Annotated in this window: 15 protein-coding genes; 12 read left to right on the top strand and 3 right to left on the bottom strand. The window is 30.5% G+C overall.

What is annotated here, in order from left to right:
* Positions 1-238: 238 nt before the first annotated feature.
* The 3 genes from F7018_RS06975 to F7018_RS06985 are packed head-to-tail and all read right to left on the bottom strand — an operon-like array spanning position 239 to position 4,936.
* The gene (locus tag F7018_RS06975; protein WP_150899325.1) at positions 239-1,036 is read right to left on the bottom strand and encodes a hypothetical protein; all 798 of its coding nucleotides are present in this window, start codon (positions 1,034-1,036) and stop codon (positions 239-241) included.
* Positions 1,037-1,046: 10 nt separating this feature from the next.
* A complete protein-coding gene (locus F7018_RS06980) occupies positions 1,047-1,919 on the bottom strand; it encodes a hypothetical protein (protein WP_150899326.1) in 873 nt (290 codons plus the stop codon).
* A 17-nt stretch (positions 1,920-1,936) separates the two neighbouring features.
* Entirely contained in the window at positions 1,937-4,936 is a 3,000-nt protein-coding gene (locus F7018_RS06985; RefSeq protein ID WP_150899327.1) for a TonB-dependent receptor, read from the bottom strand.
* A gap of 262 nt (positions 4,937-5,198) precedes the next feature.
* Between F7018_RS06985 and F7018_RS06990 the strand changes: the two genes are divergently transcribed.
* From F7018_RS06990 to F7018_RS07045, 12 genes are all read left to right on the top strand, one after another.
* Positions 5,199-6,188 carry an AAA family ATPase gene (locus tag F7018_RS06990; protein ID WP_150899328.1) on the top strand — a complete coding sequence of 330 codons (990 nt, stop codon included), beginning with the start codon at positions 5,199-5,201 and terminating at the stop codon, positions 6,186-6,188.
* Between the two features lie 87 nt (positions 6,189-6,275).
* Positions 6,276-6,605, top strand: a complete 330-nt coding sequence (locus tag F7018_RS06995; RefSeq protein WP_150899329.1) for a hypothetical protein — start codon at positions 6,276-6,278, stop codon at positions 6,603-6,605.
* Positions 6,606-7,472 (top strand): DUF58 domain-containing protein, encoded by an 867-nt coding sequence (locus F7018_RS07000; protein ID WP_150899330.1) that lies wholly within the window; start codon positions 6,606-6,608, stop codon positions 7,470-7,472.
* A gap of 28 nt (positions 7,473-7,500) precedes the next feature.
* A complete protein-coding gene (locus tag F7018_RS07005) occupies positions 7,501-8,418 on the top strand; it encodes a BatD family protein (RefSeq protein WP_150899331.1) in 918 nt (305 codons plus the stop codon).
* Entirely contained in the window at positions 8,405-9,412 is a 1,008-nt protein-coding gene (locus F7018_RS07010) for a vWA domain-containing protein (RefSeq protein ID WP_150899332.1), read from the top strand. Before F7018_RS07005 ends, F7018_RS07010 begins: the two co-directional genes overlap by 14 nt.
* A gap of 3 nt (positions 9,413-9,415) precedes the next feature.
* Entirely contained in the window at positions 9,416-10,459 is a 1,044-nt protein-coding gene (locus F7018_RS07015; protein WP_175578680.1) for a VWA domain-containing protein, read from the top strand.
* Between the two features lie 6 nt (positions 10,460-10,465).
* Positions 10,466-11,293, top strand: coding sequence for a tetratricopeptide repeat protein (locus F7018_RS07020; RefSeq protein ID WP_150899333.1), 828 nt, complete (start codon positions 10,466-10,468; stop codon positions 11,291-11,293).
* Between the two features lie 50 nt (positions 11,294-11,343).
* On the top strand, positions 11,344-13,107 hold the full coding sequence (locus tag F7018_RS07025) for a BatD family protein (RefSeq protein ID WP_150899334.1): 1,764 nt from the start codon (positions 11,344-11,346) through the stop codon (positions 13,105-13,107).
* Positions 13,107-13,859 carry a tetratricopeptide repeat protein gene (locus F7018_RS07030; protein ID WP_150899335.1) on the top strand — a complete coding sequence of 251 codons (753 nt, stop codon included), beginning with the start codon at positions 13,107-13,109 and terminating at the stop codon, positions 13,857-13,859. The genes F7018_RS07025 and F7018_RS07030 overlap by 1 nt, the downstream gene beginning before the upstream one ends.
* A gap of 67 nt (positions 13,860-13,926) precedes the next feature.
* Positions 13,927-14,223, top strand: a complete 297-nt coding sequence (locus F7018_RS07035; protein ID WP_150899336.1) for a hypothetical protein — start codon at positions 13,927-13,929, stop codon at positions 14,221-14,223.
* Positions 14,224-14,492: 269 nt separating this feature from the next.
* Positions 14,493-16,025, top strand: a complete 1,533-nt coding sequence (locus tag F7018_RS07040) for a SulP family inorganic anion transporter (RefSeq protein ID WP_150899337.1) — start codon at positions 14,493-14,495, stop codon at positions 16,023-16,025.
* Between the two features lie 2 nt (positions 16,026-16,027).
* On the top strand, positions 16,028-16,711 hold the full coding sequence (locus F7018_RS07045) for a universal stress protein (protein ID WP_150899338.1): 684 nt from the start codon (positions 16,028-16,030) through the stop codon (positions 16,709-16,711).
* Positions 16,712-16,777 lie beyond the last annotated feature (66 nt).

A 16,777-nucleotide genomic window follows, 5' to 3' on the forward strand; every position in this document is an offset into this window, starting at 1 on the left:
TTGTTTTTAAAAAACAAATTATAACTACCTTATTTTCAGACACAAAGAATCAAAACCACATTCCTCCTTCTTCTTTCCTCTAGGAAAAAACTGCTAAAAACCTATATATATCCTATCATTAAAAAATAGAAATTCTTCAATAACTATTATAATCGTACCTATAATTAACATACTATAAAAAACAAAAAAGTCGCCTAAAATTATAGGCGACTAATTAATGAGAACATTGTTTTAATTATTAAAATAAAACCTGCTCTAAATCTATAGTTACAGCTCCAGTACCTGCATCTGTTGATTTTGTTATTTTTATAAAATCAGCAACGGTAGTATACCCAAAGAATCCTCCTGGAGTAGCCCCAACCAAATTACCTGTATAATTTGTTTCAGTAGTACCATTCAACACATTAACATAACACTCAATTGAGTTATTATTAACTGTCCATGGTAAAATTGCAAAGAAGTATTCTCCATCAGCAACATTATCTGGCAAAACAGCAACTTCAGTAGTTGAAGTTGTACTCGTAGAAAGGTTTATACCTGCTACAGCTGGAGTCTTAGTGATTGTACCACAATCTAAATCACTATCATCATTCCAAGTAAAAGTAAATACAACCGTATTTTCTCCCTTGATTATTTTTAATTCATTTAAATCTTTAGAGATTTCTGGTTTTACGCTATCTATACTAGCATTTATAATTTTTAAGTCTACTAATTTTATAGTTCTAACATGCACATCTGGATCAGACATATCAACTGTAATTGTCACATTTTGACTTCCCTGAGTAGCATCAATAAACATTTCTTCTCCATCCAATGTATATGTTAACCTTGATAAACTGGTTACTGGACTCGTAAAAGAAATTACCGCATCATAACTCGTTTCTGTAGTCATTATACGTTTAATTTTCGCTTCAGTTTTTGCAGTAATACTCGTTACTGGCTTAACAGTTATTGCATCATCATCATTAACCGCACAAGAACTCAATAAAAGCATTGCACAAATTAATAAAGAACTTATTTTATATATATGTTTCATTTTAATTAGCTTATAATTTGATTATTGTGTAAGTTACTTTACTACCATCAGTTACCTTATTGATTTTATACCAAATATCTGGCTCACCATTTGCTGCAGCTGTAGTGGTTGTTTCTAAACTTGTTAAAAGAACCTCACTCTTACCTCCAGAGAAATTAAGTGATAAAGTACATGGAATATTATAAGGAGTTGCGATATTGAAGTTATCTAACCCTAAAAAATAATCCCCATCAGCTAAAGCTTGTGTAATAGTAACTTCTTCTGGTTGAGAAAACCAACTATTAGCAATTACCGTAGAAGTAATTTTAGCTTCTGATCTTAAATACAAATCTAAATCTTCAGAACCTGGCCAATCTAACACAATGTCCATATCTCCAATCGGTCCTTCTATTACAAGAGGTAAAGTATCATAAACATTAATTGTTCTTTCACTACTCTTATTATTTAGGGTTATAAAATATTTTATAAGAGTTGATGAAACATTTAAATTTTTGATTGAAACATTATATATTTCCTCTGCATCTGCAACAGTGTCATCAGCAAATGTAAATGTCACATTTACTGAAGTTTCTCCTGCTGGAATTTTTACTTCATTATGAGATACTTCATTTACACCAGCTGTAGATTCTGTAGAACCATCTGAAGATGTAATATCAAAAACTACCACCCCATCTACTGGTAGTGGCTTAGATAAACTAACTTGATAAGTAGCTGTACCTCCATTTTCTAATACATTTGTTTTTAAATTTGTATCACTAAAACCAATAACTATTTGCTCTGTTGCAGTAGCAATCCCCTCTACAGGGTCGGTTGTTTCACTTTCACAAGAAACAAACCCTAGTGAAAGCAATAATATATATATAGATAATTTTATTTTTTTCATTTCTTCTGTAATTTATATTACTTAATAACAAAGTTCAAACGGGCAAATACGAATCTACCTCCAATTCCAAACTGTTGCGCTCTACGTGACCAATCGAAACGTCCACTGCTTCGGTTGTTTCCTCCATCTCCTAAAGCTTGACCTGCTCTATCTGGATACACGTCTAAGATATTGTTTGCCCCTACAGTAAATGTTAATTCTTCCGTAGCTTTAAACCCTACTGATAAATCTGTTACAACTTTTCCTCCAAACACTTGTTGTCTACTAACATTAGTTGTTGCTTCAGTTACTTCACCAAAGTATACATTTCTTAAAAACACATTAAATCTCTTAGTACTTAAAGTATTTGATAAGTTTACCTTAGTTCTTGGCACTGCCTCCTCTAAGTACACTCTACTATCTTCTGGAAAGTAAGTATCTATTAATCCTGCATTCGCTATTTGTTCCGAACTATGAATATCATCTACTTGCTTTGTTTTTGAGAACGTAGCTGATAAATCTGACTTTAAATTCATTTTATCATTTAAAGCTGTTTTGTGTGTAATAACAATATCAATTCCTTTTGATTCTGTATCAATTGCATTGGCAAAAAATGATGCTGCAGTTGCATTTGCTTCTCTAAGCAACTTACCAAATTCAGAATCAGAATCATCATTTGGATTAGCGTTACTATCATTAGTTCTGAATTGACCAGTATAAACCACTCTATCTTCAATTCCTACCCAATAACCATCTACAGTAATTTTTAAGTTTGCTGATGGAATTTTAGCTGTAAAACCTAAACTTATACTTGCAGATTCTTCTTGCTTTAACTTAGGAATCCCTAATAATTGTGCTACTCTACTATCATTTGAGAAAGTTCCTACTTCTTCTGGATTTCCATTTTGACCAAATAAGGTTGATGTAGTACTAAAGTTTAATTGGTGTAACGATGGTGCTCTAAATCCTGTATTAAAAGCCGATCTTATATTTAAGTTTTCATTTAACTTATAACGACCAGAAACTTTATAATTAAATGTAGAACCAAAATCGCTATAGTTTTCAAAACGTCCAGCTAATCCTACTAATAACTTATCGGTTAAATCTGCCTCTAAATCTGCATATGCAGCAAAACTACTACGGTCTCTTGACAACTCATTCTTTGCATTAAAGCCTGGAAAAACTTGTGCCCCACCTGGTCTTGTATTTCCAAAGACATCGACTGAAGCTGTTGTCGTTGCTGTTACTGGTAATCCATTTGCATCATACTGTGTGTAAGACTCTTCTTCTCCTGCTACAATTTCGTATAATTCCTTTCTAAATTCTGCTCCAAAAGCTGCATTTAATCCATTAAAAATACCTTTGTAATTATTCGAAAAATCTAAGTTGGTTGTATTTTGAGTAAAAGCAAAACCTCCTGCATCAAAACGAGTTGGTGAATTATTTAACATTGAAGCATTTGAAGTATTTGAAATCTCAAATAAGAAAGAATTTCTACCCCAAGTATTGCTTAAATCCACATCCCATTCTTTGATTTTACCCTTAATTCCAACAGCAAATGACATGTCACTTATTTTTGAATTAATCTCTGGTAAAAATCCATTGATATAAAAGGGCGTATATGTCCTTGATTGGTTTGGTAAACGATAGAAACCTGCTGAGTTTCCTATTCTTGAACTAATACCTGCAAACGAATATAACTCAGTACCTTCCTCATCTATAGGTAAAGACATGTTAGCGAAAAAACGACCTCCTCTAAGCGCCGATTGACCTACACGCATTGTAAAATCTGTCCTATCTAAACCACGAACAGCTAATTCCGCATCAGTCGTATTAATCCCTACAATACCTGTAACATTTCCAGCACTATCTCTAGTAAACTCAGATAAAATACCTTCAACTGAATTAGCCCCAGCATTAACCCCAAAAATCTCTGTTAAAGAAGTAGCATTATTAATTGCACTCTTAGTTGCCAAATCAAAATGCGTTACCCCTTGCGCAGCAAATTTGATATCCGATAAAGACAAATTAGCTATATCTAACCCTGAGTTATTCGCTACCCATTCTACAGAATTATAGGCATTAAAAATAGAACCTTCATACTCTTTCATACGATTGTATGGGTTTCTAAAATCAAAATCTCCAGTAAAGTTTATAAAACCTCCTTTATCTCCTAGTTTAATTCCATAGTTTGCAGATACATTAACGCTCTCTCCGTCAATTCCTCCAGTTTGCTTATCTGAATTTTTTGAAACATGCGCTCCAGAAGTAACTGCTAAACTTAACTCATTTGTCTTGTTGTTAAGTACAATATTAATCACCCCTGCAATTGCATCTGAACCATATTGAGCTGCAGCACCGTCTCTTAAAACTTCAATTCTTTTAATTGCAGCTGCTGGAATAGCATTTAAATCAGTACCTACACTTCCTCTACCAAATGTTCCATTCACATTTACTAAAGAAGAAGTATGCCTTCTTTTCCCATTAATTAATACCAATACTTGATCTGGTCCTAATCCTCTTAAAGAAGCTGGATCAATGTGATCTGTACCATCAGAAATTGTTTGTGTATTTGACGAAAAAGAAGGAGCAACATAGTTCAAGATTTGATTCAAGTTAACTTGTGGTGATGTTGCTGTTAATTCAGCTACATCGATAATGTCTACTGGTACGGGGGTATCTATCGCTGTTCTTGACTTGTTTCTTGATCCTACTAAAACTACTTCGTCTAAGTTTTCACTCTCTTCTTTTACTTCAATGGTAACATATTGAGTGGAGCTAATTTGTTTTTCTACTGTTTTAAAACCTATAGAAGAGATTACTAGTGTTGTCGGAATTTTCTTTACTTTAATAGAAAATTCTCCTTTGTCATCGGTTGTTACACCGTTAGTGGTTCCTTTTTCTAAGACATTAAAAAAGGGCAATGGTTCTTTGTTTTCATCAACGACCAACCCTTTTACCGTTTGTGCTGTCATAGAAATTGTTACAAAAAATAAACTAAAAAATAGAATTTTTTTGAATAGTGAGTTTTTTTTCATGAACTATTATTTAAATTTAATTAGTTCAACAAATATTTAAATTAAATACACAAAAAACAATGTTTTAATGTATTTTATTTAAATAAATAACAAATAAGATGCTCAATCCTTATAAAATTAACTTTTTTAACAATCAAAAAAGCAAAACACCTGTTTTTACTGCATAATCCTTTTTTTTGGTTGAACCTTACTTTAACAACACTTATTTTCTTATTATTGTAGCTTTGTTTCACAAAAATTCAAAATATATATTTCAATTCATATGGATATAGATGTTAGAGCTATTAATGAAAAAATAGAAAGAGAGAGTGCTTTTGTAGATTTACTAACTACAGAAATGAATAAAGTTATCGTAGGTCAGAAATATATGATTGAACGATTACTTATCGGGCTTTTAGGTAACGGACATATCTTATTAGAAGGTGTTCCTGGATTAGCAAAGACACTTGCAATTAACACACTATCAAAAGCTGTTCAAGCAAGTTTTAGCCGTGTACAATTTACACCTGACTTATTACCTGCGGATGTTGTTGGTACCATGATATACAATGTAAAAGAAAATGACTTTTCTATTAAAAAAGGTCCAATTTTTGCCAATTTTGTTTTAGCTGATGAGATTAACCGTGCTCCTGCTAAAGTACAATCTGCATTACTTGAAGCAATGCAAGAAAGACAAATCACTATTGGAGATGAAACTTTTAAATTAGAAGAACCATTTTTAGTAATGGCAACTCAGAATCCAGTAGAGCAAGAAGGAACTTATCCTCTTCCTGAAGCGCAAGTTGATCGTTTTATGTTAAAAACTGTAATTGACTATCCTAAATTACAAGACGAACAAATAATAATGCGTCAAAACTTAAACGGAAGCTTTGGAAAAGTTAACCCTGTAGTTTCTGTAGAGCAAATTATAAAAGCTCGTCAAGTTGTTAATGAAGTATACATGGATGAAAAAATTGAGAAGTACATTCTTGATATCATTTTTGCTACTCGTTATCCTGAAAGATATAACTTAGAACAACTACAACCTTTAATTAGCTTTGGTTCTTCTCCTCGTGGAAGTATTGCACTAGCTAAAGCAGCTAAATGTTATGCTTTTATTAAACGTAGAGGTTATGTTATTCCAGAAGATGTTAGAGCTGTTGTAAACGATGTTTTACGTCATAGAATTGGAATTACATACGAAGCAGAAGCTGAAAACGTTACATCTATAGATATTATTAATTCAATTATAAATGAGGTTCAGGTACCTTAACTAGAAAAAAGCCTACAAATACACAAAACAAAACCATAACTATCTACTCAACTAAGCAAAAGTTTTACCCCCTTAAACAAAGCTAATATGAGATTTAAATTAACAACGTACAAAACGTTAAATGGAACAAAAAAAATTTTAGAATTAAGACGAAGAAAAAGTACTGAAGCTATCATTTACAAAGATGATTCCCCTTCTTTTTATGTGGATTGTTTTGATTTACAAACAGAATCTAACGTAATAATGAACAGCTTAGTATTATGCCAACAAAGAAAGTTAGATGAAGTAATTAGAGAAATTGGTAAAAAGAACAATGTAAATTTATCTATACAAAAAGCGCCTTTACTATCTATAAAACAAGATGCTGAATATACAGATGTAGATTTACCACCTTTACCAGAAGCTTGGTTAAATTAAATGAACACAAAAGAATTACTAAAAAAAGTTCGGAAAATAGAAATTAAGACACGTCGTTTGTCTAATCATATTTTTGGAGGAGAATACCACTCGACCTTTAAAGGTCGTGGTATGACCTTCTCTGAAGTACGTCAATACCAATACGGAGATGATATTAGAGCTATTGACTGGAATGTAACTGCACGTTATAATGAACCTTATATAAAAGTTTTTGAAGAAGAACGTGAATTAACCATGATGTTGGTGGTTGATATTTCTGGTTCTGAATTTTTTGGTACTACTAATCAATTTAAAAAGGATACTATAACAGAAATTGCTGCAACTCTCGCATTTTCTGCTATCCAAAACAATGATAAAGTTGGTTTAATTTTATTTTCTGACCAAGTAGAACTATTCATCCCCCCCAAGAAAGGGAAGAGTCATGTTTTAAGAATTATTAGAGAGTTAATCGAATTCAATCCAAAAAGCAAACAAACTAATATTAACGAAGCATTAAAATTCTTATCTAATATTATGAAAAAGAAAGCTATTGTTTTTATGCTTTCTGATTTTATGGATGATGATTACGAACGTACATTAAAAATTGTTGGAAACAAACACGATGTTACAGGTATCCGTGTATATGATAAATCTGATGAAGAGATTCCTAATTTAGGTATGGTACCAATGGTAGATGCAGAAACAGGAAAAATGCAATTAGTTAACACTAGTTCAGCATCAGTAAGAAATCAATACAAAGCTAACGCATTGCGCTTATCTGATTATTTCGAAACTACTTTTACAAAAAGTGGCGCAGGAACCATCAGTACACGTGTAGATGAAAGTTATGTAAAAAAGTTATTAGGTTATTTTAAACGAAAAGGTTAATTGTCTACTTTAACAAAGACAGTATAAAATGAGAAAAAAATTATTCTACATCTTCTTATTAATATCTTCTATTGGATTTTCACAATCTAACAAAGTTCAGGTTGAAGTTGATACTACTAATATTAGAATTGGTGAACAATTTCAATATAAAATCTCTGTTGATGATACTGAAAATGTAATTATCCCTAAATTAAACAACCTTAAAGGATTAGAAGTTGTTGACACCTTAAAAATAGACACTATTAAAAACAAATTAGTTCAAAAATATATTTTAACTGGTTTTGATAGCGGCTCATTTTATATACCACAACAACAAATTTTTATAAAAAACCAGGCTTATTTAACAGATAGCTTACTTATCAATGTAGCTACTGTAGCTATTGACACTACAAAAATTAAAAAATTCCCAATAAAAGGAATCAAAGGAGAACCTTACCAATTTGATGACTTTAAAAATTATATTTATTGGGCAATAGCCATATTAATACTTATTGGCTTAATAATCTACTACTTCGTTTTCAGAAAGAAAAAAGAAGAACAAGAAACAGTTGTTGTACCACTATTACCTCCTTATGAAGAAGCAATTCAAAAGCTTCAAGAATTGGACAGCAAATTATTATGGCAAAACAACCATATTAAAAAATATTACAGTGAATTAACAGGAATTGTTAGATCATACATTGAAAGAGAATTAAACATTCCTGCACTAGAAAGTACAACAGATGAATTAATTGACACCTTAAAAGATTTTGACGAAACAAAGTCTATTGAGACTACTAAAGAAACAATTCAAAAGTTAAAAGAATTACTACAAGAATCGGATTTAGTAAAATTTGCGAAATCAAAACCTTTATCTCATGAGATTGAACAAGATCGTAAAGACGCTAAAGATGTAATAGATAATTTAAAACCTAAAAAAGAAGAAGTAGAAGATGAAGTGGAATAATTTTGAATTTCATAGCCCTGAATTTTTATGGTTATTAATTTTAATTCCTCTACTTGCTTTTTGGAATTATTATTCAAGAAAAAAAGACAGCGCTCATTTAACAATCTCAAGTATAAAAGGGTTTAAGGTACAAGGCTCTATTTTACCTAAACTTAAGCCATTATTATATCTCTTAAGGCTTTTAGCTTTAACCTGTTTAATTGTTGCTTTAGCTCGACCAAGAAATGTAGCTGTTAGTAAGAAAACAAAAACAAACCGAGGTATAGACATTGTTATGGCAATTGATGTATCTGCCAGTATGCTTGCAAAAGATTTAAAACCAAATCGTTTAGAAGCTCTTAAACGTGTTGCTACCGATTTTGTTAACAGAAGACCTAATGATCGTATAGGTATTGTTGTATACGCAGGTGAAAGTTTTACTCAAACTCCAATTACCAGTGACAAATCAATTGTAAAAAGAACCATTTCAGATATTAGATGGGGACAACTTGAAGGAGGTACTGCAATTGGAATGGGACTTGGTTCAGCAGTAAACAGGCTAAAAGAAAGCAAAGCCAAAAGTAAAGTTATTATCCTTTTAACAGATGGTGTAAACAATGCTGGTTTTGTTGATCCTAAAACAGCTACCGAATTAGCAAAAGGAAACAACATTAAAGTTTATACTATTGGAATAGGAACAAACGGAATGGCTCCTTTCCCTTGGGCAAAAGATCCAAGAACCGGAAAAATTTCATTTAGAAACCAACAAGTAGAAATTGACGAATCTTTACTAAAACATATAGCTAAAGAAACTGAAGGAAAATATTTTAGAGCAACTAACAACTCTAAATTAAAAGCTATTTATGATGAAATAGATAAGCTTGAAAAAACAAAAATAGAAGAGTTTAAATACTATAATTATACTGAAAAATACAGATTCCTTGTATTCTTAGCAGGTATCTTTTTATTATTAGAATTCGTATTAAAAAACACATTATTTAAAAGTTTTATATAAACAATGTATCGTATAGAAGAACCAATATATTTTTCCTTTTTTGCAATTATTCCTGTAATAATTGTTGTTTTTCTGTTGGTTTTATGGTGGAAAAAAAGAACTCAAAAAAAATTCACAAACAAAGAACTATTAAATAAAATAGCTCCAAACACCTCTACATTCAAATCTGTTTTAAAATTGGTGTTTTTTATCATTGGAGTTTCTTTTTTAATCATATCTCTAGTAAACCCTAAAATGGGGACTAAATTAAAAACGGTAAAAAGAGAAGGTGTTGATGTTGTTTTCGCTCTTGATGTATCTAAGAGTATGTTGGCAGAAGATATAGCTCCTAATAGATTAGAAAAATCGAAACAGATTATTTCTAAAATAATAAACAAACTAGGAAGTGACAGAGTTGGTATCATTATTTATGCCGGAAATGCTTATCCTTTACTACCTATTACTACAGACCATGCAGCTGCAAAAATGTTCTTGCAAAACGCAAATCCTGATATGGTTTCAAGTCAAGGAACTGCTATTAATGAAGCTTTAACCTTAGCCAAAACATATTATAATAATGATGAACAAACCAATCGTTTTTTAATTATTATTTCAGATGGTGAAGATCATCAAGAAGAAACAAAGCAAATTGCTCAAAACATAGCTAACGAAGGTGTAAAAGTATATACCATAGGTGTAGGTACCGAAAAAGGAGGGCCAATTCCTATCAAATTAAATGGCGCGCTTATTGGTTATAAAAAAGATAGAAAAGGAGAAACTGTAATTACTAAAAGAAAACCAGATGTTTTACAAGGTATTGCAGAAGCTTCAAATGGAGAATATATTGATGGAAACAAAACTGAAAACCCAGTTAACACCATTGAAAACATTATAGCGAATGCTCAGAAAAGCGAATTCGAAACCAAGCAATTTTCTGATTATAAAGATCAATTCCAATGGTTTTTAGGAATTGGTTTATTTTTCTTAATTATTGATTTATTTTTCTTCGAAAGAAAAACGAAGTGGGTAAAGAAAGTAGACTTATTTAACGAAGAATCTAAAAAATAAATGAAGATGAAAAGTTTACATTATGTTTTATTTTTAGTGCTGTTTTTTGCTATTGTTATTACCAGCAACGCACAACAAGATACTTTAAAACTACAGCGAGAAGCAAGAGCTTTATTACGTGAAGGAAATAAATTATACAACAAACAAAAATTTGATGATGCTGCTATTGCCTATCGTAAAGCTTTAGGTAAAAATAGTAAATATGAAAAAGCTAGTTACAATTATGGAAACACCTTGTATCAAGCCAAAAAATTCAAAGAAGCTGTTGCTCAATTTGAAGTAACCACCAAAACATCAAAAGATAAATTTGCTCAAGCAGAAGCATACCACAATATTGGAAATGCAATGATGGAGCAAAAACAATATCAACAAGCTGTTGATGCTTTTAAAAATGCTTTAAGAAGAAATCCTGGTGACGATGAAACTCGTTATAATTTGGCTGTTGCACAAAAGAAATTAAAAAAGCAGCAACAAAACCAAAAGAACAACAAGGATAAGAATAAAGACAAAAAAGATCAGAATAAGAAAGATCAAAAAAACAAGGACGACAAAGACAAGCAAAAAGATAAAAATAAAGACAAAAAAGGCGACGACAAGGATAAAGATAAAAAGGACGAGAATAAGGATCAAAAAAATAAAGATCAGAATAAACAGCCTAATAAAAACGACAAAAAAGACCAAAAGCAAAAGCCTCAGCCTCAACAAGGAAAAATGTCTCCCGAGCAAATGAAGCAATTGTTAGAAAGTTTAAACAACGAAGAGAAAAAGACACAAAAGAAAATGAATGTTAAAAAATCCAAAGGAAGAAAGGTAAAACAAGAAAAAGACTGGTAATTTACCAACTTATAAAATCTTAATTATTTTTGCATTTTTTAAAACTGAATATGAAGTTGAAACTATACATATCGTTAATAATCTATTTTATTACACTTAGTGTTAATGCACAAGATTCTGTATTAAAAGCATCAGTTAGTAAAAATAAACTAGGCGTTAATCAACGATTACGTGTTGAATTTACTATTAACAAACAAGGTGCTGATAATTTTAAAGCACCTAACTTCAAAAACTTTAAAGTTGTAGGTGGGCCAAGTCAAGCAGTTAGTCAATCTTTAATCAACGGAAAACTATCTTTTTCTCAATCATATTCTTATATTCTTCAACCTAAAAGAAAAGGTGAATTCAACTTACCATCTGCTACCATAGAAATTGATGGAGAAACAATAAAATCTAACCCAGTTAAAATTATTGTTTTAGATGCTGTTGAACTGCCTAAAAACCCTAATGACCCTAACTACATAGCGCAACAGAACATCCATCTAGTTGCCGAATTATCTAAATCAAACCCATATGTAGGGGAAGGAATATATGTTGAATATCGTTTATATTTTAGTGAAAACGTAGGTATTTACGATAACGCTATTACAGAAGCGCCACAGTACAATGGCTTTTGGAATCAAGAAATTAAACGAAATGGCACTCCTGTAAAAATTGGAAAATACAATGGAGAACGATATCGTTATGCTGTATTACATAAAGCTTTATTAATCCCAACAAAAGACGGTAAACTAACTATAGACCCTATGAAAATGGATATTATAGTAGCTGTACCAACTGGTCGTGCCGATTTTTTTGGAAATGTTATTACAAAACAGGTAAGGAAAGAGTTTTCTTCTCCAAAAAAAGTAGTTAGAGCCAAAGCATTACCTCTTGAAAATAAACCAGAAGACTTTACGGGTGCAGTAGGAGAATTTTCTTTTGATGTTTCTTTAAACAAACTTACTTTAAAAGCTAACGAATCAGCTAAAATAAAAGTAACTGTAAATGGAAAAGGAAACTTAAAACTATTTGAACTTCCTAAAATAGAAACACCTAAGGAATTAGAAGTATATCAACCTGAAAGAAAAGAAAATGTTAGTATAACTTCATCTGGTTTAAAAGGATCTGTAACTGACAACTATACCGTAGTTCCTGAATTTAAAGGAAAGTATAAAATTCCAAAAACGAGTTTTTCTTACTTCAACCCAAAAGAAAAAGTTTATCAAACCATAACTACAGAAGATTTATATGTTGATGTTTTAGAAGGTAAGGAATTACCAATAGCAACTGATAATAAATCGGTTGCAAAACAAAATATAAAAGTTACAGGAAACGATTTTAGGTATATTCAATCGTCTACGAACTTAGAAACTATAGATAACTCAGATTTTTTCAAATCAACTGTATTTTACATTTTGTTATTATTACCTATTATTTTAATTCCTGTAGGAATTTATATTTACAAGAAAAAAGAAGAACGTGATGGTGATGTAATTGGGAATAAGTTGAGAAAAGCTGATAAACTTGCTAAAAAATATTTATCGGAAGCTCAAAAACAACTAGGAAATAAAGAAGCTTTTTATGAAGCCCTAGAAAGAGCTTTACATAATTATTTAAAAGCTAAATTAGGCGTAGAAACTTCTGACATTAGTAGTGATAAAATAACCGATTTATTAGACAGTAAACAAATTGATACTTCTACTATAAAAAGTTTTATCGATGTTTTAAACGATTGCGATTTTGCTCGTTATACTCCAATTACCAACGTGCAAATGAAAGAAGAATACGAGAAAGCAAAACAAGTAATTACACAATTAGACAAACAGTTATAATGAAAAGAATTATTGTAATATTATTGTTTTTTACAGCACATTTTGTGCTAGCCCAAGCCGTAAATGACACATTTGCAAAAGCAAACACGTTATATAAAGAAAAAAAATATTCAGAAGCTATTAAGTTGTATGATGAGATTAAAAACTCGGGTAAAGTTTCTTCTGAATTATACTTTAACCTAGGGAATGCTTATTATAAATTAAATCAAGTAGCTCCTTCAATTTACAATTATGAAAAGGCTCTTTTACTAGATCCTTTAAATGAGGATGCTCAAAACAATTTAATTATAGCAAAACGATTAACATTAGATAGAATAGAAGAATTACCTAAATCTATTTTTCAAAAAATCAATGATAATTTCTTACAAAAATTATCTTATGATACTTGGGCAGTTATTACAGTATTACTGTCTTTTGTAGCATCTTTTTTATTCCTAATGTTCTACTTTTCGTATACACCAAGTAAAAAAAGACTCTTTTTTACAACTAGTATTTTGTCTTTTATTCTTTTAATAACAACATTAGCAATAACTTTTACACAATACAATCAGTCAAAGAGTAATATTGAAGCAATTGTTTTTAATGAAGAAGTAGAAATAAAAAATGCTCCTACTGATGATTCGGATGCTATATTTACTTTACATGAAGGAACAAAAATTAAAGTATTAGATGCTGTGGACGATTGGAAGAAAATCAAATTAGCAGATGGTAAAATTGGTTGGGTAAAGAGTAAGGTTATCAAAGTCTTATAAATTTTCATTTATTTAACACTTTATTAATTCATATCTTTTATATTTGTTTTTCGTCAAAAAATCGACAATGACCAAAAACTTCTTTGTATACCTACTCACTATAATACTACTAGCCTCAGTAGCTATTCCTTCGTATTATAGCATTACAGAAGAACTTTGTGAGTCATCATTAGCAATCGACATAGAGGAAGATGCTGAAAACAATGAGAATTCTGAAAAAAATGAAATAAAAATCATTGAGTTTTCAAATGAGTTTTCATCTTCTTATACACTTCCTTGTAGAGATGAAAAAAATACTTACATCTCAAATAAGTATAATTCTATATCGAGAAGTCTAGAATCTCCACCTCCAGAATTTTCATAAATATTACTTATTACTAACATCTATCAGATGTTTTTTAACATACCTTATTCATAATCAAGGCCTAAAATAACAAACCTTGAAAATCGTGTTAATGTCCTTTTTAAAAATAATACACATTTCAAAACAAACAATTTAACTGTAAGTTTTTTAACTAATTACTTAAAAAAGGAAGTAATAAAATATTTTTTCAAAAGTGCATTTATCACAGCACTTAAATTTCATTTATATATAATTTAAATTAAAAATAACCCTAGGTTAAAATCACGTCTATGTTTAAAACAATTAAAAGCGATTTACCCGCTAGTATCGTAGTATTTTTTGTTGCATTACCATTATGTTTAGGTATTGCATTAGCCAGTGGTGCTCCACTATTCTCTGGTTTAATAGCAGGAATTGTTGGTGGTATCGTTGTAGGAGCCATTAGTGGCTCAAAAATAGGAGTAAGTGGACCAGCTGCTGGTTTAGCTGCCATAGTATTAACTTCTATTGCTTCTTTAGGAGGCTTTGAAAACTTTTTAGTAGCAGTTGTATTAGGAGGTATTATTCAATTAATTCTTGGAGTATTAAAAGCAGGAGTTATTGGTTATTATTTCCCTTCATCTGTAATTAAAGGAATGTTAACTGGTATTGGAATCATAATTATTATGAAACAAATACCTTTCTTCTTTGGTTACGATAAATCAGCTACAAGTTTTTCTTTAGATGCCATAAGTATGGGATCTACAATTGTTGGTGTTATTGGATTAGGAATCTTAATCCTTTGGCAACAAGTATTATCTAAAAAAGGTAAAATATTCGAATTAGTTCAAGGTCCATTAGTGGCTGTAATCGTTGGTATTATCTTCTTCGTTGTAACTCAAGGAAACGAGTCATTAGCAATCAGCGCTAAACAATTAGTAAGTGTACCTGTTCCAGAAAGTGTTGATTCTTTCTTAAGTCAATTTACTTTTCCAAACTTTGCTGTAATTGGAAGTAAAGATGTTTGGATTGTAGCTTTCACTATTGCAGTAGTAGCAAGTTTAGAAACATTATTATGTGTTGAAGCAACAGATAAATTAGATCCAGATAAGAATGTAACTCCTACCAACAGAGAATTATTAGCACAAGGTGCTGGTAATATTATTTCTGGTTTAATTGGAGGATTACCAGTAACTCAAGTAATTGTAAGAAGTTCTGCAAATATTCAATCAGGAGGTAAAAGTAAAATGTCTGCAATTGTACATGGTATTTTATTATTAATCTCTGTAATTTTAATTCCTACTTTATTAAATAAAATTCCATTATCAGTTCTTGCTGCAGTATTATTAATTGTTGGATTTAAATTAGCGAAGCCAGCTACATTTATCAACATGTATAAATTAGGATGGAAACAATTTATTCCTTTTATGGCTACAGTATTACCAATGGTTGTTACTGGTGACTTATTATTAGGTATTGGTTTAGGTCTTGCAGTTGGAATTGTTGTTATCTTATTTAAGAGTTACCAAAACTCTCACTTTTTACATATAGAAGACAAGAGTAACGGTGTTCACAAAATAAAAATGTCTTTAGCTGAAGAAGTTACTTTCTTTAACAAAGGAGCTATTTTAAAAGAATTAGATAATCTTTCTGAAAATTCTTATTTAGAATTAGACGTAAGACAAACTAGATTCTTAGACCATGACATTATTGAAATTCTTGAAGATTTTGCCTTTAAAGCAAAAGAGAAAAACATTGACATTAAGTTAATTTCTGAAAGAGGTATAGTAGAAAACCCTGCTAGTTTTATTGAGTTTTTTAAACTAAGACCAAAAGCTTCATAAAAATGGCAGTCCCTAAACATAAAATTGTCGTGCTATCTGATTTAAAGGATAGCACGGCAACATCATTAAAAACAGCTATTAGCTTGGCAAAAAAAACAGATGCTAGCATCCATTTTTTCCACGTAAAAAAGCCAACTGATGTTGTAGTTACTGATAATCAATTATCAGCAAAAAGAGCCATTAACTCTAACTTCACTCAAACTAATAAAGAAATTAGTGAATTAGTTTCTGAATTTTCTAAAAAGTATGATATCAATATTACCTCTTCATTTACTTTTGGAAATATTAAAAATGAAATTGACCTTTTTTTAGAAAATACCAATCCAAATATTATTGTAATTGGAAAGCGCAGAAGTAAAAGCATAAGTGCTTTAGGCGATAAGATTAGTAAGCACGTATTAAAGAAAAAAGGCAAAACAATTATTATAGCCTCAACTGAGAGTGAACTTCAACCAGAAAATGAAATCTCATTAGGCTTATATAATGAAATAGAGCAACAGCACAATAATGAATTTATTAATGAAATTATTGAAAATGCTAATAAACCATTAAAAAACTTTCAAGTAGTTAATTCAAATGATGCCAATTTAATATTGGTAGATAGAGAAATGGTTAATCCAAAGTCTACAAAATCATTTGACAAACTACTTAATAAAATGAATGTTTCATTAGTAGTTGCCAATTAAAATATTAAATCTAAGTTACTAAAATCAATAAATCAGTCCCAAACGTGAGTAGATATCTATTACAGT

Origin of the sequence: Tenacibaculum aiptasiae (assembly GCF_008806755.1) — a bacterium.
Lineage (GTDB): Bacteria > Bacteroidota > Bacteroidia > Flavobacteriales > Flavobacteriaceae > Polaribacter > Polaribacter aiptasiae.

Bases quoted from the DNA above. Each gene is read 5' to 3' on its own strand.
- F7018_RS06975 (WP_150899325.1), bottom strand. From the start codon at position 1,036: ATGAAACATATATATAAAATAAGTTCTTTATTAATTTGTGCAATGCTT.
- F7018_RS06980 (WP_150899326.1), bottom strand. From the start codon at position 1,919: ATGAAAAAAATAAAATTATCTATATATATATTATTGCTTTCACTAGGG.
- F7018_RS06985 (WP_150899327.1), bottom strand. From the start codon at position 4,936: ATGAAAAAAAACTCACTATTCAAAAAAATTCTATTTTTTAGTTTATTT.
- F7018_RS06990 (WP_150899328.1), top strand. From the start codon at position 5,199: ATGGATATAGATGTTAGAGCTATTAATGAAAAAATAGAAAGAGAGAGT.
- F7018_RS06995 (WP_150899329.1), top strand. From the start codon at position 6,276: ATGAGATTTAAATTAACAACGTACAAAACGTTAAATGGAACAAAAAAA.
- F7018_RS07000 (WP_150899330.1), top strand. From the start codon at position 6,606: ATGAACACAAAAGAATTACTAAAAAAAGTTCGGAAAATAGAAATTAAG.
- F7018_RS07005 (WP_150899331.1), top strand. From the start codon at position 7,501: ATGAGAAAAAAATTATTCTACATCTTCTTATTAATATCTTCTATTGGA.
- F7018_RS07010 (WP_150899332.1), top strand. From the start codon at position 8,405: ATGAAGTGGAATAATTTTGAATTTCATAGCCCTGAATTTTTATGGTTA.
- F7018_RS07015 (WP_175578680.1), top strand. From the start codon at position 9,416: ATGTATCGTATAGAAGAACCAATATATTTTTCCTTTTTTGCAATTATT.
- F7018_RS07020 (WP_150899333.1), top strand. From the start codon at position 10,466: ATGAAAAGTTTACATTATGTTTTATTTTTAGTGCTGTTTTTTGCTATT.
- F7018_RS07025 (WP_150899334.1), top strand. From the start codon at position 11,344: ATGAAGTTGAAACTATACATATCGTTAATAATCTATTTTATTACACTT.
- F7018_RS07030 (WP_150899335.1), top strand. From the start codon at position 13,107: ATGAAAAGAATTATTGTAATATTATTGTTTTTTACAGCACATTTTGTG.
- F7018_RS07035 (WP_150899336.1), top strand. From the start codon at position 13,927: ATGACCAAAAACTTCTTTGTATACCTACTCACTATAATACTACTAGCC.
- F7018_RS07040 (WP_150899337.1), top strand. From the start codon at position 14,493: ATGTTTAAAACAATTAAAAGCGATTTACCCGCTAGTATCGTAGTATTT.
- F7018_RS07045 (WP_150899338.1), top strand. From the start codon at position 16,028: ATGGCAGTCCCTAAACATAAAATTGTCGTGCTATCTGATTTAAAGGAT.